The 23,498-nt window shown below is 72.3% G+C and carries 20 protein-coding genes; 13 read left to right on the top strand and 7 right to left on the bottom strand.

Annotated elements, in window-relative coordinates; translation table 11 throughout:
* Positions 1-9 precede the first annotated feature (9 nt).
* From ACZ7LY_RS11005 to aroQ, 5 genes are all read left to right on the top strand, one after another.
* The gene (locus ACZ7LY_RS11005) at positions 10-588 is read left to right on the top strand and encodes a TerD family protein (RefSeq protein WP_471624235.1); all 579 of its coding nucleotides are present in this window, start codon (positions 10-12) and stop codon (positions 586-588) included.
* 9 nt (positions 589-597) lie between these two features.
* Positions 598-2,673: a TerD family protein gene (locus ACZ7LY_RS11000; protein WP_471624234.1), complete on the top strand. Its 2,076-nt coding sequence runs from the start codon at positions 598-600 to the stop codon at positions 2,671-2,673.
* A gap of 233 nt (positions 2,674-2,906) precedes the next feature.
* A complete protein-coding gene (locus ACZ7LY_RS10995; RefSeq protein WP_471624233.1) occupies positions 2,907-3,896 on the top strand; it encodes a TerC/Alx family metal homeostasis membrane protein in 990 nt (329 codons plus the stop codon).
* A 111-nt stretch (positions 3,897-4,007) separates the two neighbouring features.
* Complete coding sequence (locus ACZ7LY_RS10990) at positions 4,008-5,108, top strand: calcium:cation antiporter (protein WP_471624232.1); 1,101 nt, start codon at positions 4,008-4,010, stop codon at positions 5,106-5,108.
* 86 nt (positions 5,109-5,194) lie between these two features.
* The gene (gene aroQ / locus ACZ7LY_RS10985) at positions 5,195-5,668 is read left to right on the top strand and encodes a type II 3-dehydroquinate dehydratase (protein WP_471624231.1); all 474 of its coding nucleotides are present in this window, start codon (positions 5,195-5,197) and stop codon (positions 5,666-5,668) included.
* 89 nt (positions 5,669-5,757) lie between these two features.
* Here the strand turns inward: aroQ and ACZ7LY_RS10980 are convergent, their stop codons facing one another.
* The 5 genes from ACZ7LY_RS10980 to ACZ7LY_RS10960 form a co-directional block, all read right to left on the bottom strand.
* Complete coding sequence (locus ACZ7LY_RS10980) at positions 5,758-6,507, bottom strand: amino acid ABC transporter ATP-binding protein (protein ID WP_471624230.1); 750 nt, start codon at positions 6,505-6,507, stop codon at positions 5,758-5,760.
* Entirely contained in the window at positions 6,504-7,376 is an 873-nt protein-coding gene (locus ACZ7LY_RS10975; RefSeq protein WP_471624229.1) for an amino acid ABC transporter permease, read from the bottom strand. Before ACZ7LY_RS10975 ends, ACZ7LY_RS10980 begins: the two co-directional genes overlap by 4 nt.
* Before the next feature lie 5 nt (positions 7,377-7,381).
* Positions 7,382-8,251, bottom strand: coding sequence for an ABC transporter substrate-binding protein (locus ACZ7LY_RS10970; RefSeq protein ID WP_471624228.1), 870 nt, complete (start codon positions 8,249-8,251; stop codon positions 7,382-7,384).
* Positions 8,252-8,473: 222 nt separating this feature from the next.
* On the bottom strand, positions 8,474-9,130 hold the full coding sequence (locus ACZ7LY_RS10965; RefSeq protein ID WP_471624227.1) for an MBL fold metallo-hydrolase: 657 nt from the start codon (positions 9,128-9,130) through the stop codon (positions 8,474-8,476).
* A 9-nt stretch (positions 9,131-9,139) separates the two neighbouring features.
* The gene (locus ACZ7LY_RS10960; RefSeq protein WP_471624226.1) at positions 9,140-9,865 is read right to left on the bottom strand and encodes a maleylpyruvate isomerase family mycothiol-dependent enzyme; all 726 of its coding nucleotides are present in this window, start codon (positions 9,863-9,865) and stop codon (positions 9,140-9,142) included.
* A gap of 265 nt (positions 9,866-10,130) precedes the next feature.
* Here ACZ7LY_RS10960 and uvrA point away from each other — a divergent pair, with 265 nt between their 5' ends.
* Complete coding sequence (gene uvrA / locus ACZ7LY_RS10955) at positions 10,131-13,175, top strand: excinuclease ABC subunit UvrA (protein ID WP_471624225.1); 3,045 nt, start codon at positions 10,131-10,133, stop codon at positions 13,173-13,175.
* Positions 13,176-13,355: 180 nt separating this feature from the next.
* Here the strand turns inward: uvrA and ACZ7LY_RS10950 are convergent, their stop codons facing one another.
* Positions 13,356-14,285, bottom strand: coding sequence for a carbohydrate kinase family protein (locus ACZ7LY_RS10950; RefSeq protein ID WP_471624224.1), 930 nt, complete (start codon positions 14,283-14,285; stop codon positions 13,356-13,358).
* Between the two features lie 287 nt (positions 14,286-14,572).
* Here ACZ7LY_RS10950 and ACZ7LY_RS10945 point away from each other — a divergent pair, with 287 nt between their 5' ends.
* A complete protein-coding gene (locus tag ACZ7LY_RS10945) occupies positions 14,573-15,007 on the top strand; it encodes a Rieske (2Fe-2S) protein (protein ID WP_471624223.1) in 435 nt (144 codons plus the stop codon).
* Positions 15,008-15,160: 153 nt separating this feature from the next.
* Here ACZ7LY_RS10945 and ACZ7LY_RS10940 read toward each other — a convergent pair whose 3' ends face one another.
* Positions 15,161-16,114, bottom strand: a complete 954-nt coding sequence (locus ACZ7LY_RS10940; protein WP_471624222.1) for a hypothetical protein — start codon at positions 16,112-16,114, stop codon at positions 15,161-15,163.
* A gap of 245 nt (positions 16,115-16,359) precedes the next feature.
* Here ACZ7LY_RS10940 and ACZ7LY_RS10935 point away from each other — a divergent pair, with 245 nt between their 5' ends.
* From ACZ7LY_RS10935 to whiA, 6 genes are all read left to right on the top strand, one after another.
* Entirely contained in the window at positions 16,360-17,070 is a 711-nt protein-coding gene (locus ACZ7LY_RS10935; RefSeq protein WP_471624221.1) for a papain-like cysteine protease family protein, read from the top strand.
* Between the two features lie 5 nt (positions 17,071-17,075).
* Positions 17,076-17,942, top strand: coding sequence for a hypothetical protein (locus ACZ7LY_RS10930; RefSeq protein ID WP_471624220.1), 867 nt, complete (start codon positions 17,076-17,078; stop codon positions 17,940-17,942).
* 122 nt (positions 17,943-18,064) lie between these two features.
* The gene (gene uvrC / locus ACZ7LY_RS10925; RefSeq protein ID WP_471624219.1) at positions 18,065-20,134 is read left to right on the top strand and encodes an excinuclease ABC subunit UvrC; all 2,070 of its coding nucleotides are present in this window, start codon (positions 18,065-18,067) and stop codon (positions 20,132-20,134) included.
* Positions 20,131-21,156: an RNase adapter RapZ gene (gene rapZ / locus ACZ7LY_RS10920; protein WP_471624218.1), complete on the top strand. Its 1,026-nt coding sequence runs from the start codon at positions 20,131-20,133 to the stop codon at positions 21,154-21,156. Before uvrC ends, rapZ begins: the two co-directional genes overlap by 4 nt.
* Positions 21,153-22,190, top strand: a complete 1,038-nt coding sequence (locus ACZ7LY_RS10915; RefSeq protein ID WP_471624217.1) for a gluconeogenesis factor YvcK family protein — start codon at positions 21,153-21,155, stop codon at positions 22,188-22,190. Before rapZ ends, ACZ7LY_RS10915 begins: the two co-directional genes overlap by 4 nt.
* Positions 22,181-23,194, top strand: a complete 1,014-nt coding sequence (whiA, locus tag ACZ7LY_RS10910) for a DNA-binding protein WhiA (RefSeq protein ID WP_471624216.1) — start codon at positions 22,181-22,183, stop codon at positions 23,192-23,194. Before ACZ7LY_RS10915 ends, whiA begins: the two co-directional genes overlap by 10 nt.
* The last annotated feature ends 304 nt before the right edge of the window (positions 23,195-23,498 follow it).

Genomic DNA, 23,498 nt, shown 5'->3' with positions numbered 1-23,498 from the left:
GACAAGGGCGTGGGCATCGACTTGACCAAGGGCCAGGCCATCAGCCTGGAGAAGCAGGGCGGGGGCACCCTCACCGCCGTGCGGATGGGCCTCGGCTGGCAGGCGGCCCCGCGACGCGGCCTGTTCGGGACGCGGACCCGCGAGATCGATCTGGACGCGTCGGCGGTCCTCTTCGCCGACAAGCAGCCGGTCGACGTGGTCTTCTTCCGGCACCTCGTCAGCGACGACGGCTCCGTGCGGCACACCGGGGACAACCTGGTCGGCGGCGTCGGCCAGGGCGGCGACGACGAGGCGATCCTCGTCGACCTCCAGCGCGTCCCGGTCCACATCGACCAGATCGTCTTCACGGTCAACTCCTTCACGGGCCAGACCTTCCAGGAAGTGCAGAACGCGTTCTGCAGGCTCGTCGACGAGACGACCGGCCAGGAGCTCGCGCGCTACACGCTGGACGGCGGCGGCCAGTACACCGCGCAGATCATGGCCAAGGTCCACCGCGCCGGCTCCGGCTGGCAGATGACGGCCCTGGGCGCCGCGGCCAACGGCCGTACGTTCCAGGACCTGATGCCCGCGATCCTCCCCACCCTGTAGCGGCACGCGATGGCGGCCGAACTGGTGAGGGGGCAGAACCACCCCCTCACCGAGACCCGTCTGGAGATCCGGGTGTCGGCCGGCCATCCGGTCGTCGCGGGCGCCACGCTCGCCGACGACCGGGGCACCGTGTCCGGGGCCGAGCGCGTCGCCCACCCGGGCGCGCCCGCACTGCCCGGACTCGACGTCCCGCGCCAGGCGGCGGCCGACCATCGCCTCGCCGTCGACCTGGACGCCTTGCCGGGCGACGTGCACCAGGTGAGCGTGCTGCTCGCGCTGCCCGCGGGCAGCGGCGGGGCGACCCGGTTCGGCGCGGTGGCGGCACCGTTCGTTGCGGTCACCGGCCTCGACGGCACGGAGGTGGCGAGCTACACGATCACCGACCTCGACGCGGAGTCGGCCGTCGTCGCGCTGGAGCTGTATCGCAGAGGGGCCGGCTGGAAGGTCCGTGCCGTCGGGCAGGGGTACGCGGACGGACTCGCCGCCCTCTTCGCCGACCAGGGGCTCACCGGCGCGCCCGCCCTGGCCCGGGCGGTCCACGAGGCCGTCGCCCGCGGGCTGGCGCGTTCCGTCGCCCCGGCACCGCGTGCGGCGGGCGACGCGCAGGTGAGAGCCGGGGCGGCGGCCGGCCACGCCGATGCCGTGACGCAGGCCGGGGCGGCTTCGGCGGTCTCCGGGGCCCCTGACTCCGCTGGATCGGTGGCGTCCGGTGCTCCTGACTCTGCTGGACCGGCGGGCTCCGGAGCCTCCCACTCCGCTGGACCGACGGCTTCCGGCGCCCCCGCCGACGCCGGATCGATGGCTTCCGGCGACCCCGCCGCCGCCGGATCGGCGTCCTCCGGCGACCCCGACTCCGCCGGCCCCATCGACTACACGCACCCCCGCCGCAAGACGGCGCCCCCGTCTCCGGCACCGCCCGCCGCACACCCCGCCGAGCCGCCGGGGCAGCCGCCCGTGCCGGTCGCCGGGGACGCGACCGGGTGGTCCATGGAGGAGCGGCTGTACAACCAGATCTGGGGCATGTTCGAGGATCTGGCGCGCACGGCGGCCGCGTACCGCAGTGCCGTGGACTTCGCCGACGCGCGCAGGGACCAGGAGCTGGACCAGGTCCTCTCCGATCCGCGCAGCCGCATCGGCGGCCAGGGCGACGCGGCGCGGGAGGCCGCCCGCGCCAAGCACAGCGCCCTGGTCGGCCGTGCGCGTGAGGTGCTGGAGCGGGACCTCGCCCAGCTCGTCGCGGAGGCGGAGGTCGTCGAGCCCGCGCTCCCGGCCCCGTACGCGGGCTGGGACAACCCGTGCTGGCACGCCTACCGCAGCCCCATGGAGATCCCCATGGCCGTCCGCCTCGGCGAGCTGCGGCTGCCCGAGAGCGACACGGTGGGCCTGCGCGTCCCGCTGCTCGTTCGGCTGCCGCTGGAGCGCGGCCTGTGGATCGACGCGGGCGCGGACACGGGCGGCGCGCTGCTGAGCGCCGACGACCTGCGCGCGCGTGCCGCGCGGACCGCAGTGGAGCACGCGGTGCGGCTGCTCGCGGCGTACCCGGCGGGCGAGTTCAGCGTCCATGTCGTGGATCCGGCGGGGAGCGCGGCGGGCGCGCTCGCGCCGCTCGTCGACGCCGGGGTGCTCGCGTCACCGGTGGCCAGGGGCGCGGCCGGTGTGGAGCGGACGCTCACCCGGCTGACCGAGCGCGTCGACCTGGTGCAGATGGCGGTACGCGCGGGGGCGACGGACGCGCTGCCGCCCGACCTGGACGTGGCGGAGCACCTGCTGATCGTGCACGACTTCCCGCACGGCTTCGACGACCGCGCCGTGACCCGGCTGCGCTACCTCGCGGACGAGGGACCGCGCGTGGGCGTCCATCTGATGCTGGTCGCGGATCGGGAGGACGCCGCCGAGTACGGGCCTCTGCTCGACCCGCTGTGGCGGTCCCTGCTGCGGCTGACGCCGGTGCCCGACGACCATCTCGCCGACCCCTGGGTGGGCCACGCCTGGACGTACGAGCCTCCGGAGGTCCCGTACGGCAGCGAGGTGCTGGCCCGCGCCCTCGCGGAAGTGGCCCGCGCCCGCCGCGAAAGGGGCCTATGACCTGCACCCTTGGGGACTTCTTTACTTAACCCTTTACCTTTCATGGGTCTTTCGGGTACTCTCCTTTACGCGGAGGGGAGTACTCCCATTGCGCGGCGTTCCCGTCAATACGGACGACCGGCCAGGCGGCCGGCGATCCCGGGGCGTCGGCCCTCGGTGCGGCACGCGCCCGGGTGGAGGAGACCTCCGGCAGCGACGACGCTGATCAGTAGCCGTACGACGCCGGAGGCGCAGTGGACGTATCGATGACTGTGTGGGTGCTGACCGTTCTCGGTCTGAGCGCCCTGATCGCGGTCGACTTCTTCATCGGGCGCAAGCCCCACGACGTATCGATCAAGGAAGCGGGGATCTGGACGGTCGTCTGGATCGTCCTCGCGGCCCTCTTCGGGGTCGGAGTGATGATCTGGGGCGGCGGGAGAGCGGGCGGCGAGTTCTTCGCCGGCTTCATCACCGAGAAGTCCCTCAGCGTCGACAACCTCTTCGTGTTCATCCTGATCATGGCGAAGTTCTCGGTGCCGTCCCACCTCCAGCAGCGCGTGCTGCTGTTCGGTGTGCTCATCGCGCTGGTGCTGCGGGCCGTCTTCATCGCGGCCGGCGCGGCGATCATCGCCAGCTTCTCCTGGGTCTTCTACCTCTTCGGCGCCTTCCTCATCTACACCGCGTGGAAGCTCATCAAGGAGGCCCGCGCGGACGAGGAGGAAGAGGAGTTCGAGGAGAACCGCCTCCTCAAGTCGATCGAAAAGAAGTTCGGCGTCGCGGACCGGTACTACGGCACGCGGCTGTTCATCCAGCAGCACGGCAAGAAGATCATGACGCCCCTGCTGGTCGTCATGCTCGCCATCGGCATGACCGACGTGCTGTTCGCCATGGACTCCATCCCCGCGATCTTCGGTCTGACGCAGGACCCGTACATCGTCTTCACGGCCAACGCGTTCGCCCTGATGGGCCTGCGCCAGCTCTACTTCCTCATCGGCGGCCTGCTCAGAAAGCTGGTCCACCTCAGCTACGGCCTGTCGGTGATCCTGGGCTTCATCGGCGTCAAGCTCGTCCTGCACGCGCTGCACGAGTCCGGCGTGCACGTCCCCGAGATCTCCATCCCGGTCTCGCTGGCCGTCATCTGCGGCGTCCTGATCATCACGACGATCACGAGCCTCATCGCCTCGAAGAAGCAGGCCGAGCGGGACGCCGCCGAAGCGGCCCGCAAGGACAGCGTCGGGGCCTGACCGAGCCATGGCCGGCCCCACCCGCACCCCCGCGCCCCGCCCCTACGACCCCGCCTCCCGCGCGGGCGCGCCGGAGTCGCGTACGCGCCGCGCCCCAGGCACCATCGAGTCATGATCACCAGAGTCCGGGCCCTCGCCACACGGTGGTACGTCGTCGTCCCGGTGCTGGCGATCGTGCTGCTCGGGTTCACCTGGGGGCGCGATCTGCCGGGTGCCGTGGTCGCGGTGGTCTCCGTCGTCCTCGCGGGAGCGGTCCTCGCGGCCGTCCATCACGCCGAGGTCGTCGCCCACCGCGTCGGCGAACCGTTCGGCTCGCTGGTCCTCGCGGTCGCCGTCACCGTCATCGAAGTGGCGCTCATCGTCACCCTGATGGCCGACGGCGGCGACAAGAGCGCCACGCTGGCCCGCGACACGGTGTTCGCCGCCGTCATGATCACCTGTAACGGCATCGTGGGCATCAGTCTGCTCTCCGCCGCGTTCCGCCACCGCGTCGCCGTCTTCCAGTCCGAGGGGACCGGCGGCGCCCTCGCCACCGTCGCCACGCTCGCCACCCTCTGCCTGGTCCTGCCGACCTTCACCACCAGCAAGCCGGGCCCCGAGTTCTCCACCTCGCAGCTCGTCTTCTCGGCCGTCGCCGCCCTCGTCCTGTACGGGATCTTCGTGGCGACCCAGACCGTGCGGCACCGCGACTACTTCCTGCCGATCACCAAGCACGGCGATGTCATCGACGCCGACGACCACGCCGACGTCCCGACGAGCCGCGCCGCCCTGATCAGCCTCGGCCTGCTGCTCCTCGCCCTGGTCTCCGTCGTCGGACTCGCCAAGGGCGTCTCCAAGACGATCGAACACGGCGTCGAGTCCGCCGGCATGCCGCATGCCGTCGTCGGCGTGATCATCGCCCTGCTCGTGCTGCTGCCCGAGACCATCGCCGCGCTGCGCGCCGCCCGCCGCGACCGCGTCCAGACCAGCCTCAACCTCGCGCTCGGCTCCGCCATGGCCAGCATCGGACTGACCGTCCCGGCCGTCGCGCTCGCCTCGTTCTGGCTGACAGGACCGCTCGTCCTCGGCCTCGGCGCGACACACATGGTGCTGCTCGCCCTCACCATGATCGTCAGCACCCTGACCGTGGTGCCCGGCCGCGCGACACCTCTCCAGGGAGGCGTGCACCTGGTGATCCTCGCCGCCTACGTGGAACTCGCCGTCACCCCGTGATCCCACGCCCCGACACGGCCCGCCGCCGCGCCCCGGCCGCGTGATAGACCCTCAGGGAGCCCAACGCCCCACCCCCGGAGGTCCCCGTGCCGCACACCCTCGCCAGCGCCCCGATCATGGTGCTCAACGGCCCGAACCTGAACCTGCTCGGCAAGCGCCAGCCGGAGATCTACGGGCACGACACCCTGGCCGACGTCGAGGCGCTGTGCGCGAAGGCCGCCGCCCGCCACGGGGCCACCGTGGACTTCCGCCAGTCCAACCACGAGGGCGAACTCGTCGACTGGATCCACGAGGCCCGCGAGCACCACGTCGGGATCGTCATCAACCCCGCCGCGTACTCGCACACCTCCGTGGCGATCCTCGACGCGCTCAACACCTGCGACGGGCTGCCCGTCGTCGAGGTCCACATCTCCAACATCCACCAGCGCGAACAGTTCCGGCATCACTCGTACGTGTCGCTGCGCGCCGACGGCGTGATCGCCGGGTGCGGGGTGCAGGGCTACGCGTTCGGCGTGGAGCGCGTAGCCGCGCTCGCGGCGCCCGGCACGACGGACGCGTGACCCGCGAGACGGCGCCACACCTCACCTGGAGTCGAAGAATCGCCGCCTCTCACCTAGAGGCGGCCCGTCACCTAGAGGCGGCCCGTCACCTAGAGGCGGCCCGCCTCCACGATCCGGCGCAGGAACTGCCGCGTCCGCTCCTGCCGGGGCGCGCCGAACACCTCCTTCGGCGTGCCGCGTTCCAGCACCACGCCGCCCTCCAGGAAGCAGACCTGATCGGCGACCTCGCGCGCGAAGCTCATCTCGTGCGTGGCCAGCACCATGGTCATCCCCTCGCCCTTGAGGTCCCGTACGACGTCCAGGACCTCGCCGACCAGTTCCGGGTCGAGGGCCGCCGTGATCTCGTCGAGCAGCAGCAGTCGGGGCCGGACCGCGAGCGCCCGCACGATCGCCGCACGCTGCTGCTGGCCGCCGCTGAGCCGGTCCGGGTACTCCCGCGCCTTCGCGCCCAGTCCCAGGCGCTCCAGCAGCTCCCTGGCCCGCTCCTCGGCCTCCTTGCGGGACGCGCCGTGCACCCGGCGCGGGGCGAGCGTCACGTTCTCCAGCACGGTCATGTGCGGGAAGAGGTTGTACGCCTGGAAGACCACGCCGATCCGCCGCCGCACGGCGTCCGCGTCGGCGCGCGGGTCCGTGATCTCCTCGCCGTCCAGCCAGATCGCCCCGTCGTCGATCTCCTCCAGCAGATTCGCACAGCGCAGCAGGGTCGACTTGCCCGAGCCGGAGGCGCCGATCAGCGCGGTCACCGTGTGCGGGGCGACCTCCAGGTCCACGTCCCGCAGCACCACGGTCTCCCCGAACGTCTTGCGGACCGCCTCCATCCGCAGCACCGGGTCGGTCATACGAGCCCTCCTTGCGCCCGGCGACGGTCCATCCGGGACGTCACCCAGTCCGTGAAGCGGGTCATCGGGATCGTCAGCGCGACGAACACCAGGCCCGCGACCACGTACGGCGTGTAGTTGAAGTCCTTGCCGGCGATGATCTGCGCCGCGTACACGGCGTCCACCGCGCCGCCGATGGAGACGAGACCGGTGTCCTTCTGGAGCGACACGAGGTCGTTCAACAGGGGCGGCACGACTCGCCGTACGGCCTGCGGCAGTACGACATGGCGCAGGGTCTGCCGGCTGTTGAGCCCCAGGGAGCGGGCCGCCGCGCGCTGCGAGGGGTGCACGGACTCGATGCCCGCGCGGAACACCTCGGCCACGTACGCCGAGTACGTCAGCACGAGCGCGGCCCCGCCGAGCAGCACCGGGTCCGTCGTCACGCCCTGGAGCCGCAGCGCGGGCACACCGAAGATGACCATCAGCAGGCAGATGATGAGCGGCAGGCCCCGGAAGAAGTCCGTGTACGCCGTGGCCAGCGCGCGCAGCGGGAAGAACACGGGCCCGCGCAGGGTGCGGGCCAGGGCGAGCAGCATGCCGAGGACCAGGACGCAGACGCCGCACACCAGCAGCAGCCGCAGGTTCAGCCACAGCCCGTCGAGGACCTGCGGCAGCGCCACGCGCGCGTAGTGGGCGCTGAAGAACGTCTCCTTGGTGCGCTCCCAGCCCGGGGAGCCGGTCACGACGACGTACAGGACGGCGCCCGTCACCAGGGTGCTGAGCGCCGCCACGGCGGTCGCGCGGCGCGCCCTCGTCCTCTTGTAGCGCTCGCGTTCCCGGCGCCGCGCGGAGGGCGTGTAGGCGTCGGCGACGGCTATGTCCTGCTTCATGACGGTCACTTGAGCACCGGCGCGTCGACCGCGTCGGACAGCCAGCGCTTCTCCAGGGAGGCGAGCGTGCCGTCCTTGCGCAGGGCGTCCACGGCGCCGCTCACGCACGAGGTCAGCCGGCTCTCCTTGTCGAGCACGAGCCCGAACTGCTCGGGAGTGCCGCCCGTGTGCGCGAACTGGCCGACGACCTTCGCGTCCGTCACCTCGGCGCCCGTGATGTAGAAGGCGGTGGGCAGGTCCACGACGATGGCGTCCACCTGGCCGTTCTTGAGGGCCGACTTGGCGAAGTCGTTCTTCTGGTAGACCGCCGGCTTCTGTGACGGCTTCACGAGGTCGTTGATGAAGTCGAGGCTCGTCGTGCCCACTTGGGCGCCCAGCTTGACGTTCTTCAGATCGGCCACGGAGGTCGCCTTCGCGGCCTTGGAGGACTTCAGCGCGACGACGGCCTGCCGCACGTCGTAGTAGCCGGAGGAGAACGCCACGGCCTTCTTGCGCTCGTCGCTGATCGACACCTGATTGATGTCGAAGTCGAACTTCTTCGCCCCGGGCGCGTAGGAGCTGTTGAACGGCACGGTCTGCCAGGCCACTTGGCCCTTGTCGTACCCGAGCCGCTTCGCCACGGCGTACGCGACCGCCGACTCGAAGCCCTTGCCGCTCGCCGGGTCGTCGTCCTGGAACCAGGGCGCGTAGGCGGGCTTGTCGGTGCCGACGGTGAGCTTCCCGGCGGTCAGGGTGGGCAGCTTGCCCTTGGCGCAGGAGGCGGCCGTGGCGGGCTTGTCGGCGGCGGCCTCCGGCTTCGGGGCACAGGCCGCGGCGGCGACGAGAACGACGGCGGAGCAGACGGTCAGGCGCGCGGCCCGATTGGCGAGATGCATGGCGGGAGACTGACAGCGCCCGACCCCGTGTGTCGAGGTCAGAGCGCCAACTGTCCGCATAGTGGGAGCGCGTGTTGCGCTCTTGTGAACCGTTTCGATGGCGACGCGGCGCTCTGAGGGGCACCGGCCTCGGGGACCCGGCGCCCGGAGGAGGCACCCGCATCGCCGGGCCCGGCGCCCGGAGAAGGCACTGGCCTCGGTGGCGGTGGGCCGCCGGGGCGGTCACCAGCCTCGCGCGCGCCACTCCGCGAGGTGCGGGCGCTCGGCACCCAGCGACGTGTCGTTGCCGTGGCCCGGGTAGACCCACGTCTCGTCCGGCAGCGCGTCGAAGATCTTCGTCTCGACGTCGTCCATGAGCCGTGCGAACGCCTGCGGGTCCTTCCACGTGTTGCCCACACCGCCCGGGAAGAGGCAGTCACCGGTGAACACGTGCGGGTGGCCGTGCGGGTCGTCGTAGACCAGCGCGATGGAGCCCGGCGTGTGCCCGACGAGCTGGCGCGCGGTGAGCGTGATGCGGCCGAAGACGATCGTGTCGCCGTCGGCCACGGGCACGTCGGTGGGGACGGGGATGCCTCCGGCGTCGTCGACCCCCGCGTACGTGCGCGCGCCGGTCGCCTCGACGACCTCGGCGAGCGCCTGCCAGTGGTCGCCGTGGCGGTGGGTGGTGACGACGGCGGCGATGCCGTCGTCACCGATGAGGCGGAGCAGGGTGTCCGGTTCGCTGGCCGCGTCGATCAGCAACTGCTGGTCGGTCGCGCGACACCGCAACAGATAGGCGTTGTTGTCCATCGGACCGACCGCGACCTTGGAGATCATCAGATCCTCCAGCTCGTGCACGTCCGCCGGGCCGCCGACCTTCACCGCTCCGCTGTACGTCATGGCGCCAGCCTATAGCGGGGGCAGGGTGGGCAGGTCGCCCCCGTCGGCGGTGAGGGCCGAGCCGTCGCGGCGGCCCGAGAGCCAGCCCAGCAGGTCCGCCTGGCGGCCCCGGACGACGACGCCGAGCGCGGGCACCGCGCCCGCCTCGATCTCCGCCACGGAGGGCGTCAGGACCGCCCCGGTGGAGATCGTGCGGCCGTCGTCCTGCTTGATCAGCACCGGCGGCAGGTCCGGGTGGTCGGTGAAGCGCCGCGCGAGGAACTCGATCTCGCGCTGGGTGAACTCGGCCGACAGGTCCTCCAGCTCGTAGCCGATGCCGAGGTCCACGTGGTGCAGGTCCACCTCGATCCAGCGGCGGAAGGGCAGATTGGCAGCCGTGTCCCTGATGCCGTTGCGCAGCTCGACGGTGCGCGACCAGTCCGCGTCCGCCTCTGCCGCGCGCTGGAACCGCTCGGCGCTCGCCCGCACGTCCTCGGCCTGTTCGCGCAGGCCGCGGGGGGCGTCGCGGGCGATGTCCGCGTCCCGGGCCTCGGCGCTCGCGTACATGGGCCGGCCCTCCAGGACGTTGACCAGAGCGTCGGCGTTGCGCGCCAGGTGCGCGAGGACGTGGCCCCGGCTCCAGCCCGGAAGCCGTGACGACTCCGTCACGGCGGCGTTGTCCAGGGTGGCCACCGCGCTGAGCAGCCGGTCGGTGGCTTCGCGTACAGACCGCAGGTCGCGTACATGATCATTCATGCCGCTGACGATAGCGGCGCCACACGTTCGGGTGAAGGTGGCCGACGGCGCGCGGTAATCGAATGTGCGTGCTATAAGCTCGAAGGTGGCGTCAGGCATTCTTGGGAGTCGGGGTTTGTTACCGCCCAGGGAATCCGACCGGCGTTGTCAGTGGCTCCCCCTACTCTTCGAAAGACGGCCCCCGTAGGCATCGATCCGGGGCCCGAAAGCTCCGGAGACGGGGGCCCCGCCCCTGTCACTTCTCTCAAGAAAGGTGCGGACCGGCGTGGCCGACCGTCTCATCGTCCGTGGCGCGCGCGAGCACAATCTCCGGAATGTCTCGCTCGACCTTCCGCGCGACTCCCTCATCGTCTTCACCGGTCTGTCCGGCTCCGGCAAGTCCTCGCTCGCCTTCGACACGATCTTCGCCGAGGGACAGCGGCGCTACGTCGAATCGCTGTCCTCGTACGCCCGCCAGTTCCTCGGCCAGATGGACAAGCCGGACGTCGACTTCATCGAGGGCCTGTCGCCGGCCGTCTCCATCGACCAGAAGTCGACCTCGCGCAACCCGCGCTCGACGGTCGGCACCATCACCGAGGTCTACGACTACCTGCGCCTGCTGTTCGCGCGCATCGGCAAGCCGCACTGCCCCCAGTGCGGCCGGCCCATCGCGCGCCAGTCGCCGCAGGCCATCGTCGACAAGGTCCTCGAACTGCCCGAGGGAAGCCGCTTCCAGGTGCTCTCGCCGCTGGTGCGCGAGCGCAAGGGCGAGTTCGTCGACCTGTTCGGCGACCTCCAGACCAAGGGCTACTCCCGCGCGCGGGTGGACGGCGCGACGATCCAGCTCTCCGAGCCGCCGACCCTGAAGAAGCAGGAGAAGCACACCATCGAGGTGGTCGTCGACCGCCTCACGGTGAAGGACTCCGCCAAGCGCCGCCTCACCGACTCCGTCGAGACCGCGCTCGGCCTGTCCGGCGGCATGGTCGTGCTCGACTTCGTGGACCTCCCCGAGGACGACCCCGAGCGCGAGCGCATGTACTCCGAGCACCTGTACTGCCCGCACGACGACCTGTCCTTCGAGGAGCTGGAGCCGCGCTCCTTCTCGTTCAACTCGCCCTTCGGCGCCTGCCCCGACTGCACCGGCATCGGTACGCGCATGGAGGTCGACCCGGAGCTGATCGTCCCCGACGAGGACAAGTCGCTCGACGAGGGCGCCATCCACCCGTGGTCGCACGGCCACACCAAGGACTACTTCGGCCGCCTCATCGGCGCCCTCGCCGACGCCCTCGGCTTCCGTACGGACATTCCCTTCGCGGGGCTGCCGCAGCGCGCGAAGAAGGCCCTGCTGTACGGCCACAAGACCCAGATCGAGGTCCGCTACCGCAACCGGTACGGCCGCGAGCGCGTCTACACGACCCCCTTCGAGGGCGCCGTCCCGTTCGTGAAGCGGCGCCACAGCGAGGCCGAGTCCGACGCGAGCCGCGAGCGCTTCGAGGGCTATATGCGCGAGGTGCCCTGCCCGACCTGTGACGGCACCCGCCTCAAGCCGATCGTCCTGGCCGTCACCGTGATGGACAAGTCCATCGCGGAGGTCTCCGCCATGTCGATCAGCGACTGCGCCGACTTCCTCGGCCGCCTCACGCTCAACGCGCGCGACAAGAAGATCGCCGAGCGCGTCCTGAAGGAGGTCAACGAGCGTCTCCGCTTCCTCGTCGACGTCGGCCTCGACTACCTGTCGCTCAACCGCGCGGCCGGCACGCTCTCCGGCGGCGAGGCGCAGCGCATCCGGCTCGCCACGCAGATCGGCTCCGGCCTCGTCGGCGTCCTGTACGTGCTCGACGAGCCGTCCATCGGCCTGCACCAGCGTGACAACCACCGGCTCATCGAGACGCTGGTCCGCTTGCGCGACATGGGCAACACGCTGATCGTCGTGGAGCACGACGAGGACACCATCAAGGTCGCCGACTGGGTCGTGGACATCGGCCCCGGCGCGGGCGAGCACGGCGGCAAGGTCGTGCACAGCGGCCCGTTGAAGGAGCTGCTGTCCAACGCCGAGTCGATGACCGGCCAGTACCTGTCCGGCAAGAAGGCCATCGCCGTCCCGGACGTCCGGCGCCCGGTGGACCCGACCCGCCGGCTGACGGTGCACGGCGCGAAGGAGAACAACCTCCGCGACATCGACGTGTCGTTCCCGCTGGGCGTCCTCACGGCCGTCACCGGCGTCTCGGGTTCCGGCAAGTCGACCCTGGTCAACGACATCCTGTACACGCATCTGGCGCGCGAGCTGAACGGGGCGCGTTCCGTTCCCGGCCGCCACACGCGCGTGGAGGGCGACGACCTCGTCGACAAGGTCGTGCACGTCGACCAGTCGCCCATCGGCCGCACGCCCCGGTCGAACCCGGCGACGTACACCGGTGTCTTCGACCACGTGCGCAAGCTGTTCGCCGAGACCACCGAGGCGAAGGTGCGGGGCTATCTGCCCGGCCGCTTCTCCTTCAACGTCAAGGGCGGCCGCTGTGAGAACTGCTCGGGCGACGGCACGATCAAGATCGAGATGAACTTCCTGCCGGACGTCTACGTGCCGTGCGAGGTCTGCCACGGCGCCCGGTACAACCGGGAGACGCTGGAGGTCCACTACAAGGGCAAGTCCATCGCCGAGGTCCTGGACATGCCGATCGAGGAGGCGCTCGACTTCTTCGAGGCGGTCCCGGGCATCGCCCGCCATCTGCGCACGCTGAACGACGTGGGCCTCGGGTACGTGCGGCTCGGCCAGTCCGCGCCGACCCTGTCCGGCGGTGAGGCGCAGCGCGTCAAGCTCGCCAGCGAGCTGCAGAAGCGTTCGACGGGCCGCACGGTGTACGTGCTGGACGAGCCGACGACCGGTCTGCACTTCGAGGACATCAGCAAGCTCATCACGGTGCTCTCGGGCCTGGTCGACAAGGGGAACTCGGTGATCGTCATCGAGCACAACCTCGACGTCATCAAGACCGCCGACTGGATCGTCGACATGGGCCCCGAGGGGGGCAACGGCGGCGGACTCGTCGTCGCCGAAGGCACCCCGGAGGAGGTCGCGGCCGAGCCGGCGAGCCACACGGGCAAGTTCCTGCGGGACGTGCTCGGCGCGGACCGGGTCAGCGACGCGTCCGTACCGGCGGCGCGTACGCGCAAGACGGCTGCGAAGAAGGCACCGGCGAAGAAGGCCGCCACCGCGAAGAAGGCGGCCACGGCCAAGAAGACCGCCACGGCGAAGTCGGCTTCGGCGGCGAAGAAGTCGGCCACCGCCAAGAAGGCGCCGGCGAAGAAGGCGGCCACGCGGGCCCGCAAGGGCTGACGCCTCAGGCCGGGCGCCCGGGGGCGGGTGCTCTCGGCGCTGGATCCGGGTGTCGGGGGCGGCGGTCGTACGTGACCGGCCGCCACCGGCAGCCGGGCCCGAGAGGGGGCAGCGGGAGGGCGACCGGCGCCGCCGCGCTGAGACATGCCTCCGCCGGAAGAGGGCCGGCGAAGGGCGCTGTCAGAGTGCGCCCAGCTCCGCCGCGTACGGAGGTTCCGCCCCCGCCCGGGCGCAGGTGAGCGCCGCTGCCCGGGCCGCGAAGGAGAGCAGCCGCGTCCAGCCCCGCTCGTCCAGCTCCGCCAGACCGGCGGGGGAGAGGGCGCCCTGCCGGTCGAGGCCGTGCAGCAGCGCCGCGTTCACGGTGTCGCCCGCGCCGATCGTGTCCACCACGTCCACCCGCTCACCCGGCACCGCGTGCTCCCCGCCCCCGCGCGTGAACGCCGTCAGCCCGTCACCGCCCCGCGTCACCACCAAGGCGGCCGGGCCCAGGGACAACCACTCCTCGGGCGAGCCGCCGAGCCAGGCCGCGTCCTCCTCGGAGAGCTTCAACAGGGTGACCGAGGGCAGCCAGCTCTTGAAGCGGGCCCGGTAGGCATCGGCGTCGGGGATCAGACCGGCGCGGATGTTCGGGTCGAGCGCGGTGAGCAGCCCCCGCGCGGCGGCCTCGCGCAGCAGTTCCTCGTACGCGCTCGCACCCGGCTCAAGGACCAGCGAGCACGTACCGAACGACATCGCGCGCGTGCCCTCGGGCGGGGACCACGGCAGCGCGAAGAGGCGGTCGGCGGTCCCCTCCACGTAGAACGAGTAGCGCGCGGAGCCGTCGGCGCCGACGGACGCGACAGCCAGCGTCGTCGGTTCGTCGCCCCGCTGCACCGCGCCCACGTCCACCGACGCCCCGCGCAGCCCGTCGAGCAGCGCCTGCCCGAACGTGTCCCGCGACAGCCGCGAGCAGAACGCGACGGGCGCGCCGAGCCTGCCCAGCGCCACCGCCGTGTTGTACGGGCCGCCGCCGAGCCGGGGCGCCAGCGCGGGCAGCACGGAGCCGCCCGCTTCAGCGGTGCCGCCCTGCGGGATGAGGTCGATCAGGGCCTCACCTGCGACGACGATCACGGGGTTTCCTCTCGAAGGGAGCGGCGGCGCACACACGGCGGGCTCGGGCCGCACGCGGACACCGGCACCCCCGCAGGCTAGAGCGTACGAACGCCCCGCGACACCGGCGACCCTGACCCCGACTCGGGCCCACCGCCTGCCCCACCTCGCACGCGGCTCACCCAGGGGCCCCGCGAAGAACGTCCGATGCCCGTCGGTATCGTCGGATCTGTCGCCCCCCGGCAGCGACCGCGCACCGGCACCCCGCCCCTCGCCCGACCCGCCGCCCGCCCACCCCTGGAGCCCCGATGTCCGCACCCGGCATACCGTCGTCGCCCTTCTCCCGCCGTACCGCGCTGCGCGGCGTGGCCGTAGCGGGGACGGCCGGGCTCGGGCTGACCGCCTGCTCTGCGAGCGGCGGGGGCCCCGCCACCGGGCCCACCGCGCCGGTCGATCTCGGTGACGCCGCCGAGATCCCGCAGGGCGGCGCGAAGCTCTACCGCGACGAGCACGTCGTGGTCAGCCGGGGCGAGGACGGCGCCTACAAGGCGTTCAGCACGATCTGCACCCACGCCGGCTGCCCGATCGGCATGCTCAAGGGCACCGAGCTGACCTGCAACTGCCACGGCAGCAAGTTCGACGCGACGAGCGGCAAGGTGCTGCACGCCCCCGCGACCGTGCCGCTGGAGGAGCTGTCCGTGAAGGTCAAGGGCGGCAAGATCATCGCGGGCCCCAAGAAGTAGGGCCTGCCCCAGACCCGCCCGGAGATTCGCAGCCCCGCCCGCCCTCAGACCCGCCCGGAGCCCCGCAGCCCCGCATGCCCGCAGTCCCGCACCCCCGCAGACCCGCGCGGCCGGACCCGCAGCCCCGCCCGCCCGATCTCGCAGGGCCCCGCGTCACTCCCAGTCCCAGCCGATACCCAGCAGCCCCGCTCTGACCTGCGGTTCGACGACGTGGACGCAGCGGTGCCGGCCGCTGAGGGTGAGGTCCTCGCGGCCCCCGCGCGGTTCCGCCGCCGAGCGCTGGGCGAACCGGTGGCAGCGCACCGGCAGCGCCTCGTCCGCGAACCGCACCTGGAGCGCGTACTGCCCGCCCGCGAAGCTGAACCCCCGTACGTACTCGCTGGAGGTGCCCGCCGTGCCGTCCTCGAAGCCGTACCGGAACAGATGCGTGTCCCCGGCCCGCAGCCGCACGTCGAACAGCAGTTCGGCGACCAGGACACCTGTCACGCCGTCCCAGCGGACGCGCCCCAGGCGGCAGTTCTCCATGGCGTGCACCTCCACATCGGCGGGGGAGCAGCCCGGGTCGCCATGGTGGATGGCCACATAGCGGTCCACACCATCGCGGTGGGCGCGGACTATGTGGGTGGAATCCCGCCCGAGCAGTTCCCGGTGGCCGCCGATCCGGACCCGCTCATGGTGGCCGACGGTGTGCAGGCCGCCGTCGAGCGGTGATTCGAGCCCGGCGAGCAACTGCTCCAGGGCGCCGGACGCCTCGACGAGCGAGCGGTAGGAGCGGGCGGCGGGGCGGCCGGGCGCGGACGGCGGCTCGGCGGCGCCCAGCAGCCTGACCAGCGACTCCTCGGGCAGTTCGAGGATCTCCTCCAGGGCCCGCACCGCCCGCATCGACTCCGGGCGCTGCGGACGCCGGGCGCCCTGCTGCCAGTAACTCAGGCTCGTCACGCCCACGGTGACGCCCCTGCGGGACAGATGGTCCTGGACGCGGTGGAGCGGCAGCCCGCGCGCGGCGATGGCGGCCCGCAGCGCCAGGTGGAAGGGCCCGCTGCGCAGCGCCCCGTCCAAGGTGGCCGGCGCCTCCGCCGTCCTCATGTGCAGTTCACCGCGCCGCATCCGGGCCTCCTGGGGTCCGCGCCCCGGGCGTGCGACCACGGGTGTGAACGTTCACAGGGCCGTTCCGGGGGGTCAGGGCCGGGCGGCTGGTGGCGTCCATCGCTCGTTCACATCCGTACGACGCCGTTCACCGCCCTGAGTCACCCGGCATTGAAGCGTGTTGACCTGCCCCCGACAAGACTCGATGCTCAACGACGCGTCCGGACGCGCTCCTCACCCCTCACCCCGACTGCGGGAGGACCGCGATGCACAGCACCACGAACCGCACCCGAGCAGGCACGAGACCCCCGGCGCGCCGCCGCCTCGCCGTACTCGCGGCGGTGACGACGGCGGCCCTCACGCTGCCCCTGACAGCCGCCCACGCCACGGCCCCCGCCACCGCCCCCACGCACCCCGCGCCGGCCCCCGCCGCCGTCTCCACGCCCGTCACGCCCGCCGCCGGCACGGCGCCCGCGCCCGCCACGCCCGCCGCGCTCCCCGCCAAGCGGCTGAACATCACGATGCAGGCGCAGGCCAAGACGAACTGGTGCTGGGCCGCGAGCGGCGCCACCATCGCCGCCTGGTTCGGCCGGGGCTCCTCGCAGAATCAGTTCTGCAACGCGGCCTTCGGGCGCGCCCAGGGCAGCGAGTGCCCCAACAGCCAGGCCAGCCTCGGCAACGTCCAGGACGGCCTGTCCTGGTCGGGCATCTCCCCGGGCTCGTACGTGACCGGCTGGCTGCGCTATCCGACCGTGCAGGGCGAGATCGACGCGAACCGGCCCGTCGAGACCCGCATCCAGTGGTCCTCCGGCGGCGGCCACATGCACGTCCTGTACGGCTACGACACCTCCGGAAGCTGGGTCTACTGGGGCGATCCCTGGCCCTCCAACAACCGCTACAACTGGGCGTCCCACGACTGGTACGTCAGCAACGGCTCGTTCTCCTGGACCCACTCCCTGTACCGGATCGGAGCGTGAGCGCCATGCGACGACGGATCCTCACGGCCGCGCTCAGCGGTGCCGGAGCCACCCTGCTGCTCGGCCTCGCCGCTCCGCAGGCCGGAGCCGCCCCCACCCCCGGCGCGCGCCCCGCGCCCGTCCCGGTCACCTCGCACGCGCGCGTGGCCGCTCACGACGCCGCGAGCGCGCCCGGCTCCCTGACCACCCTCGCCCGCTTCTTCACCCGCGACGACGGGCGCGCGGCGGGCCCCGGCGGCACCGCACGCACCGACGTGCGCGACAGCGCCCGGGACAAGGCCGCCCTGCGTGCCGTACGGCCGCGCATATCCGGAGCGCAGGCCGTACCGGTCGCCTTCTTGTCGCACGATTTCGTCGCGGGCAAGAAGGGCGCCGCGATAGCCGACGTCGGATTCCTCGCCTCCGAGGCCGTGGCCGCCGACGGCCGCAAGGCATCCGTGTGGACCGTCGAGCAGCGGGGCGCCTGGCACGTGGTCAACATCGCGTCCGGGAACGACGAGACCCGCTACGCCCGACTCGGAGCCGCGCGGCTCCCCGGCGGCACGGTCTTCCAGGAGCCGCAGATCAACGCCTGGTACGTCGCCGACCACGCGCGCGTGCTCCCCCTCGACGCGGACGCCGTCCGCGCGGTCGGACGCGGCGGCACCACGCTCGCCGCCTACCACCGGCGCGTCGAGCGGGCCTACGGCGACAAGCAGGCCGGCTCCGTCTACGCGCGCGAGGGCAAGGCCGGCGGATACGGGCAGCCCGCCGACGACGGTCCCCGCACGCCGCTCACGGTCGCGTCCACGGCCGCCGGCGCCGGAGCCCTCGTGGCGCTCGGCCTGACCGCCCGCGCCCGCCGCCGCACCCGCAGGGCCGCCCGGCGCTGAAACCGCACGCACGCACCCGCACGCACGCACCGCGTGCACGGCACGTACCGCACACCCGGGGTGCCCGGCCGGACACGGTCGGGCACCCCGGACTGTCACACCCCGCCAGTAGGGTGTCTGACATGGCCGACCCCTCCAGCTACCGCCCCAAGCCGGGACAGATTCCCGACTCCCCAGGGGTGTACAGGTTCCGCGACGAGCACCGCCGGGTGATCTACGTCGGAAAGGCGAAAAGCCTGCGCCAGCGCCTGGCGAACTACTTCCAGGACCTGGCGAACCTGCACCCGCGCACGCGCACCATGGTCACCACGGCCGCCTCCGTGGAGTGGACCGTGGTCTCCACGGAGGTCGAGGCGCTGCAGTTGGAGTACTCCTGGATCAAGGAGTACGACCCCCGGTTCAACGTCAAGTACCGCGACGACAAAAGCTATCCGTACCTCGCGGTCACGATGAACGAGGAATTCCCGCGCGTGCAGGTGATGCGCGGCCAGAAGAAGAAGGGCGTGCGCTACTTCGGCCCCTACGGGCACGCCTGGGCCATCCGCGACACCGTCGACCTGCTGCTGCGCGTCTTCCCCGTACGCACCTGCTCGGCGGGCGTGTTCAAGAACGCCGAGCGCACCGGCCGCCCCTGCCTGCTCGGCTACATCGGCAAGTGCTCCGCGCCCTGCGTCGCCCGCGTCACGCCCGAGGAGCACCGCGAACTGGCCGAGGAGTTCTGCGACTTCATGGCGGGCCGCACCGGCACCTACATCCGCCGCCTGGAGACGGACATGCGGGAGGTGGCCGAGGAGATGGAGTACGAGCGGGCGGCCCGCCTGCGCGACGACATCGAGGCGCTGCGCAAGGCCATGGAGAAGAGCGCGGTCGTCCTCGCCGACGCCACCGACGCCGACCTGATCGCCCTCGCGGAGGACGAGTTGGAGGCCGCCGTCCAGATCTTCCACGTGCGCGGCGGACGCGTGCGCGGCCAGCGCGGATGGGTCACCGACAAGGTCGAGGCGGTCACCAGCGCCGACCTCGTCGAGCACGCCATCCAGCAGCTCTACGGCGAGGAGTCCGGGGACGCCGTGCCCAAGGAGGTGCTCGTCCCGGCCCTGCCCGACCCCGTCGGGCCGGTCCAGGCGTGGCTCGCCGAGCGCCGCGGGTCGCAGGTGTCGCTGCGCATCCCGCAGCGCGGCGACAAGAAGGCGCTCATGGAGACGGTCCACAAGAACGCGCAACAGGCGCTCGTCCTGCACAAGACCAAGCGCGCCTCCGACCTCACCACGCGCTCGCGCGCCCTGGAGGAGATCGCCGAGGCCCTCGACCTGGACAGCGTGCCGCTGCGCATCGAGTGCTACGACATCTCCCACCTCCAGGGCGACGACGTGGTGGCGTCCATGGTCGTCTTCGAGGACGGTCTCGCCCGCAAGAGCGAGTACCGCCGCTTCCAGATCAAGGGCTTCGAGGGGCAGGACGACGTCCGCTCGATGCACGAGGTGATCACCCGCCGCTTCAAGCGCTACCTGGCCGCCCAGGAGAAGTCGGGGGAGTGGTCCGACACCGAGCTGGACGACGACGAGACCGTGCAGGAGTCCCGGCTCACCGAGGAGGACGGGCGGCCGAAGAAGTTCGCGTACCCGCCGCAGCTCGTCGTGGTGGACGGCGGGCAGCCGCAGGTCGCCGCCGCCAAGCGGGCCCTGGACGAGCTGGGCATCGACGACATCGCCGTGTGCGGCCTCGCCAAGCGGCTCGAAGAGGTCTGGGTGCCCGGCGAGGACGACCCCGTGGTCCTGCCGCGCACCAGCGAGGGCCTGTACCTCTTGCAGCGCGTACGCGACGAGGCGCACCGGTTCGCCATCACCTACCAGCGCACCAAGCGGGCCAAGCGGTTCCGCGCGAGTCCCCTGGACGACGTACCGGGCCTGGGCGACGCGCGCAAACAGGCGCTGATCAAGCACTTCGGTTCGGTGAAGCGGCTACGGTCCGCCACAATCGACCAGATCTGCGAGGTTCCCGGCATAGGCCGCAAGACGGCCGAGACGATCGCGGTCGCCTTCGCGAAGGCCGCCCCGGCGGCCCCCGCGGTCAACACGGCCACCGGAGAGATCATGGAAGACGAGGAGGACGCCACCGCCACGGCGGCGGCGCCCGGCGGGGACCCGGCAGACCCGGGCACCCCACAGGAACAGCGGGGGCAGGAGCCATGAACGAGCACGACCGGAACAGCGAGCGCGGAGCGGACATGAGTACCCCAGGCGGCACAGACGGCACGGGCGAGCGGGCCGGCGGCGACACCCCGGCCGGCTCCGGCGAGGACAGGACCCCCGGCACACCCACCCACGTGGACCCGGCCGGCGTCCCGGACGCCGCGATCCCCGAGCTGGTGATCATCTCCGGCATGTCCGGCGCGGGCCGCTCCACCGCCGCGAAGTGCCTGGAGGACCTCGGCTGGTTCGTCGTCGACAACCTGCCCCCGGCCCTCATCCCCACGATGGTCGAGCTGGGCGCCCGCTCCCAGGGCAACGTGGCACGCATCGCGGTCGTCGTCGACGTGCGCGGGCGCCGCTTCTTCGACAACCTGCGCGAGTCCCTCGCCGACCTGGAGTCGAAGAACGTCACACGGCGCATCGTCTTCCTGGAGTCCTCCGACGAGGCCCTCGTGCGCCGCTTCGAGTCCGTGCGCCGCCCGCACCCCCTCCAGGGCGACGGGCGCATCGTCGACGGCATCGACGCCGAGCGCGAACTCCTGCGCGAGCTGCGCGGCGACGCCGACCTCGTCATCGACACCTCCAGCCTGAACGTGCACGAGCTGCGCGCCAAGATGGACGCCCAGTTCGCCGGCGAGGAGGAGCCAGAGCTGCGGGCCACCGTCATGTCGTTCGGCTTCAAGTACGGGCTGCCCGTCGACGCCGACCTCGTCGTCGACATGCGCTTCCTGCCCAACCCGCACTGGGTCCCCGAGCTGCGCCCCTTCACCGGCCTCAACGAAGAGGTGTCGAACTACGTCTTCGGGCAGCCCGGCGCCAAGGAGTTCCTCGACCGCTACACCGAGCTGCTCCAGCTCATCGCCGCCGGCTACCGGCGCGAGGGCAAGCGCTACGTGACCATCGCCGTCGGCTGCACGGGCGGCAAGCACCGTTCCGTGGCGACCTCGGAGAAGCTCGCCGCCCGACTCGCCGCCCAGGGCGTGGAGACCGTCGTCGTCCACCGGGACATGGGCCGCGAATGACAGGCCGTACCCTGCGGCTCACCAGCCGGATCGGCCGCAGAAGCACCCCGCCCCGGCTCCGCAAGGGCGCCACGCCCAAAGTCGTCGCCCTGGGCGGCGGCATGGGCCTGTCCGCCTCGCTCGCCGCGCTGCGCCGCATCACCGGCGACCTGACGGCCGTCGTCACCGTCGCCGACGACGGCGGCTCCAGCGGGCGCCTGCGCGACGAGCTGGGCGTCCTGCCGCCCGGCGACCTGCGCAAGGCGCTGGCCGCGCTGTGCGGCGACGACGACTGGGGCCAGACCTGGGCCCGCGTCATCCAGCACCGCTTCCAGTCGCCGGGCGAGATGAACGGGCACGCGGTCGGCAATCTGCTGATCGTCGCCCTGTGGGAGCAGCTCGGCGACCACGTCCAGGCCCTCGACCTGGTCGGCAAGCTGCTCGGCGCGCACGGCCGCGTGCTGCCCATGTCGGCCGTCCCGCTGGAGCTCCAGGCCCTGGTCAAGGGGCACGACCCGGACCGTCCCGACGACATCGACACCGTCGCCGGGCAGGCCACGGTCGCCCTCACCCCCGGCGAGGTGCAGTCCGTGCATCTCGTGCCGCACGACCCGCCGGCCGTCCCCGAGGCGGTCGCCGCCGTGCTCGACGCGGACTGGGTGGTGCTCGGCCCCGGCTCCTGGTTCTCCTCGGTGATCCCGCACCTGCTCGTGCCGGAACTGCTGGACGCGCTCGTCGAGACGAAGGCCCGCCGGGTCCTCTCGCTCAACCTCGCGCCCCAACCCGGAGAAACCGAAGGGTTCTCCCCGCAGCGTCATTTGGAGGTTTTGGGACGACACGCCCCTAAACTCGCCCTGGACGTGGTGCTGGCCGACGAGGCCGCCGTGCCCGACCGCGACGAACTCGTCGACTCCGCCAAGGAGCGATTCGGGGCCGCGGTCGAGCTGGCGCCGGTGGCCAGGCCCGACGGGACTCCGCGACATGATCCGGAGCTGTTGGCCGCCGCGTACGACCGTATTTTTCGGATGCATGGAAGGATCGGCCCATGGCGATGACGGCAGCGGTGAAGGACGAGATCTCCCGGCTCCCCGTCACCCGGACCTGCTGCAGAAAGGCCGAGGTCTCGGCCATTCTGCGGTTCGCGGGCGGCCTTCACCTGGTGAGCGGCCGCATCGTGATCGAGGCGGAGCTGGACACGGCGATGGCCGCGAGGCGCCTCAAGCGCGACATCCTGGAGATCTTCGGGCACAGCTCGGAGCTGATCGTGATGGCCGCCGGCGGCCTGCGGCGGGGCTCGCGCTTCGTCGTACGGGTCGTCGCGGGCGGCGACCAGCTCGCACGGCAGACGGGACTGGTGGACGGCCGGGGCCGCCCGATCCGGGGCCTTCCGCCGCAGGTGGTCTCGGGGGCCACCTGCGACGCCGAGGCAGCCTGGCGGGGCGCGTTCCTGGCCCACGGCTCGCTGACCGAGCCGGGGCGCTCCAGCTCCCTGGAGGTCACCTGCCCCGGCCCGGAGGCCGCGCTCGCGCTGGTCGGCGCGGCCAGGCGGCTGTCGATCGCCGCGAAGGCCCGTGAGGTGCGCGGCGTGGACCGGGTCGTCGTCCGCGACGGCGACGCGATCGGCGCGCTGCTCACCCGGATGGGCGCACACGAGTCGGTGCTCGCCTGGGAGGAGCGCCGGATGCGCCGCGAGGTGCGGGCCACGGCGAACCGCCTGGCGAACTTCGACGACGCGAACCTGCGCCGGTCGGCCCGCGCGGCCGTCGCCGCCGGCGCCCGCGTGCAGCGCGCCCTGGAGATCCTCGGCGACGAGGTCCCCGAGCACCTGGCCGCGGCCGGGCGGCTGCGCATGGACCACAAGCAGGCGTCCCTGGAGGAGCTGGGCGCCCTCGCCGACCCGCCGCTGACCAAGGACGCCGTCGCGGGCCGCATCCGGCGCCTGCTCGCCATGGCCGACAAGCGGGCGCAGGACCTCGGCATCCCGGGCACCGAGTCCAACATCACCGAAGATCTGACGGAGGAGATGGCGGACAGCCTCGCGGACAACATGGCGGGCTGACGGCTCGCCCGCGCGGGCCCGGCCGGGCCCCCGGCTGCGGCCGCCGTCCAGCGGGCGGCGCGGGCGCCCGCGTACCGTACGGCACGCCCGTACGCGCAGGATCAAGGCTGGTGGCGGTGTCCCTCAGGGGTGCCGCCACCAGCCTTTCGCGTGCCAGGCCCGGACTCCGGCCGGTCCTTCCCTGTGCGCCCCTGTGAGCGCCCTTACGGCCTTCTTCGGCGCGCCCCGTGCCCCGCCCGTACGCCGTCTCCGGGGGGCCCCGCGTCCCGCCCTACGCCGCCTCCGGCGCACCCCGCGTCCCGCC

The sequence above is a fragment of the Streptomyces sp. NPDC107550 genome, from assembly GCF_055639095.1.
The sequence above is the reverse complement of the archived record's forward strand: the minus strand, read 5'-3'. Positions and strand labels throughout refer to the sequence as shown.

What these genes read in the sequence shown, in the direction of transcription:
- whiA (WP_471624216.1), top strand. Translation starts at nt 22,181, where the DNA reads ATGGCGATGACGGCAGCGGTGAAGGACGAGATCTCCCGGCTCCCCGTC.
- rapZ (WP_471624218.1), top strand. Translation starts at nt 20,131, where the DNA reads ATGAACGAGCACGACCGGAACAGCGAGCGCGGAGCGGACATGAGTACC.
- ACZ7LY_RS10965 (WP_471624227.1), bottom strand. Translation starts at nt 9,130, where the DNA reads ATGACGTACAGCGGAGCGGTGAAGGTCGGCGGCCCGGCGGACGTGCAC.
- ACZ7LY_RS10940 (WP_471624222.1), bottom strand. Translation starts at nt 16,114, where the DNA reads ATGCGGCGCGGTGAACTGCACATGAGGACGGCGGAGGCGCCGGCCACC.
- ACZ7LY_RS10960 (WP_471624226.1), bottom strand. Translation starts at nt 9,865, where the DNA reads ATGAATGATCATGTACGCGACCTGCGGTCTGTACGCGAAGCCACCGAC.
- ACZ7LY_RS10915 (WP_471624217.1), top strand. Translation starts at nt 21,153, where the DNA reads ATGACAGGCCGTACCCTGCGGCTCACCAGCCGGATCGGCCGCAGAAGC.
- ACZ7LY_RS10975 (WP_471624229.1), bottom strand. Translation starts at nt 7,376, where the DNA reads ATGAAGCAGGACATAGCCGTCGCCGACGCCTACACGCCCTCCGCGCGG.
- ACZ7LY_RS10945 (WP_471624223.1), top strand. Translation starts at nt 14,573, where the DNA reads ATGTCCGCACCCGGCATACCGTCGTCGCCCTTCTCCCGCCGTACCGCG.
- ACZ7LY_RS10935 (WP_471624221.1), top strand. Translation starts at nt 16,360, where the DNA reads ATGCACAGCACCACGAACCGCACCCGAGCAGGCACGAGACCCCCGGCG.
- uvrC (WP_471624219.1), top strand. Translation starts at nt 18,065, where the DNA reads ATGGCCGACCCCTCCAGCTACCGCCCCAAGCCGGGACAGATTCCCGAC.
- ACZ7LY_RS10930 (WP_471624220.1), top strand. Translation starts at nt 17,076, where the DNA reads ATGCGACGACGGATCCTCACGGCCGCGCTCAGCGGTGCCGGAGCCACC.
- ACZ7LY_RS11000 (WP_471624234.1), top strand. Translation starts at nt 598, where the DNA reads ATGGCGGCCGAACTGGTGAGGGGGCAGAACCACCCCCTCACCGAGACC.
- ACZ7LY_RS10970 (WP_471624228.1), bottom strand. Translation starts at nt 8,251, where the DNA reads ATGCATCTCGCCAATCGGGCCGCGCGCCTGACCGTCTGCTCCGCCGTC.
- ACZ7LY_RS10980 (WP_471624230.1), bottom strand. Translation starts at nt 6,507, where the DNA reads ATGACCGACCCGGTGCTGCGGATGGAGGCGGTCCGCAAGACGTTCGGG.
- ACZ7LY_RS10990 (WP_471624232.1), top strand. Translation starts at nt 4,008, where the DNA reads ATGATCACCAGAGTCCGGGCCCTCGCCACACGGTGGTACGTCGTCGTC.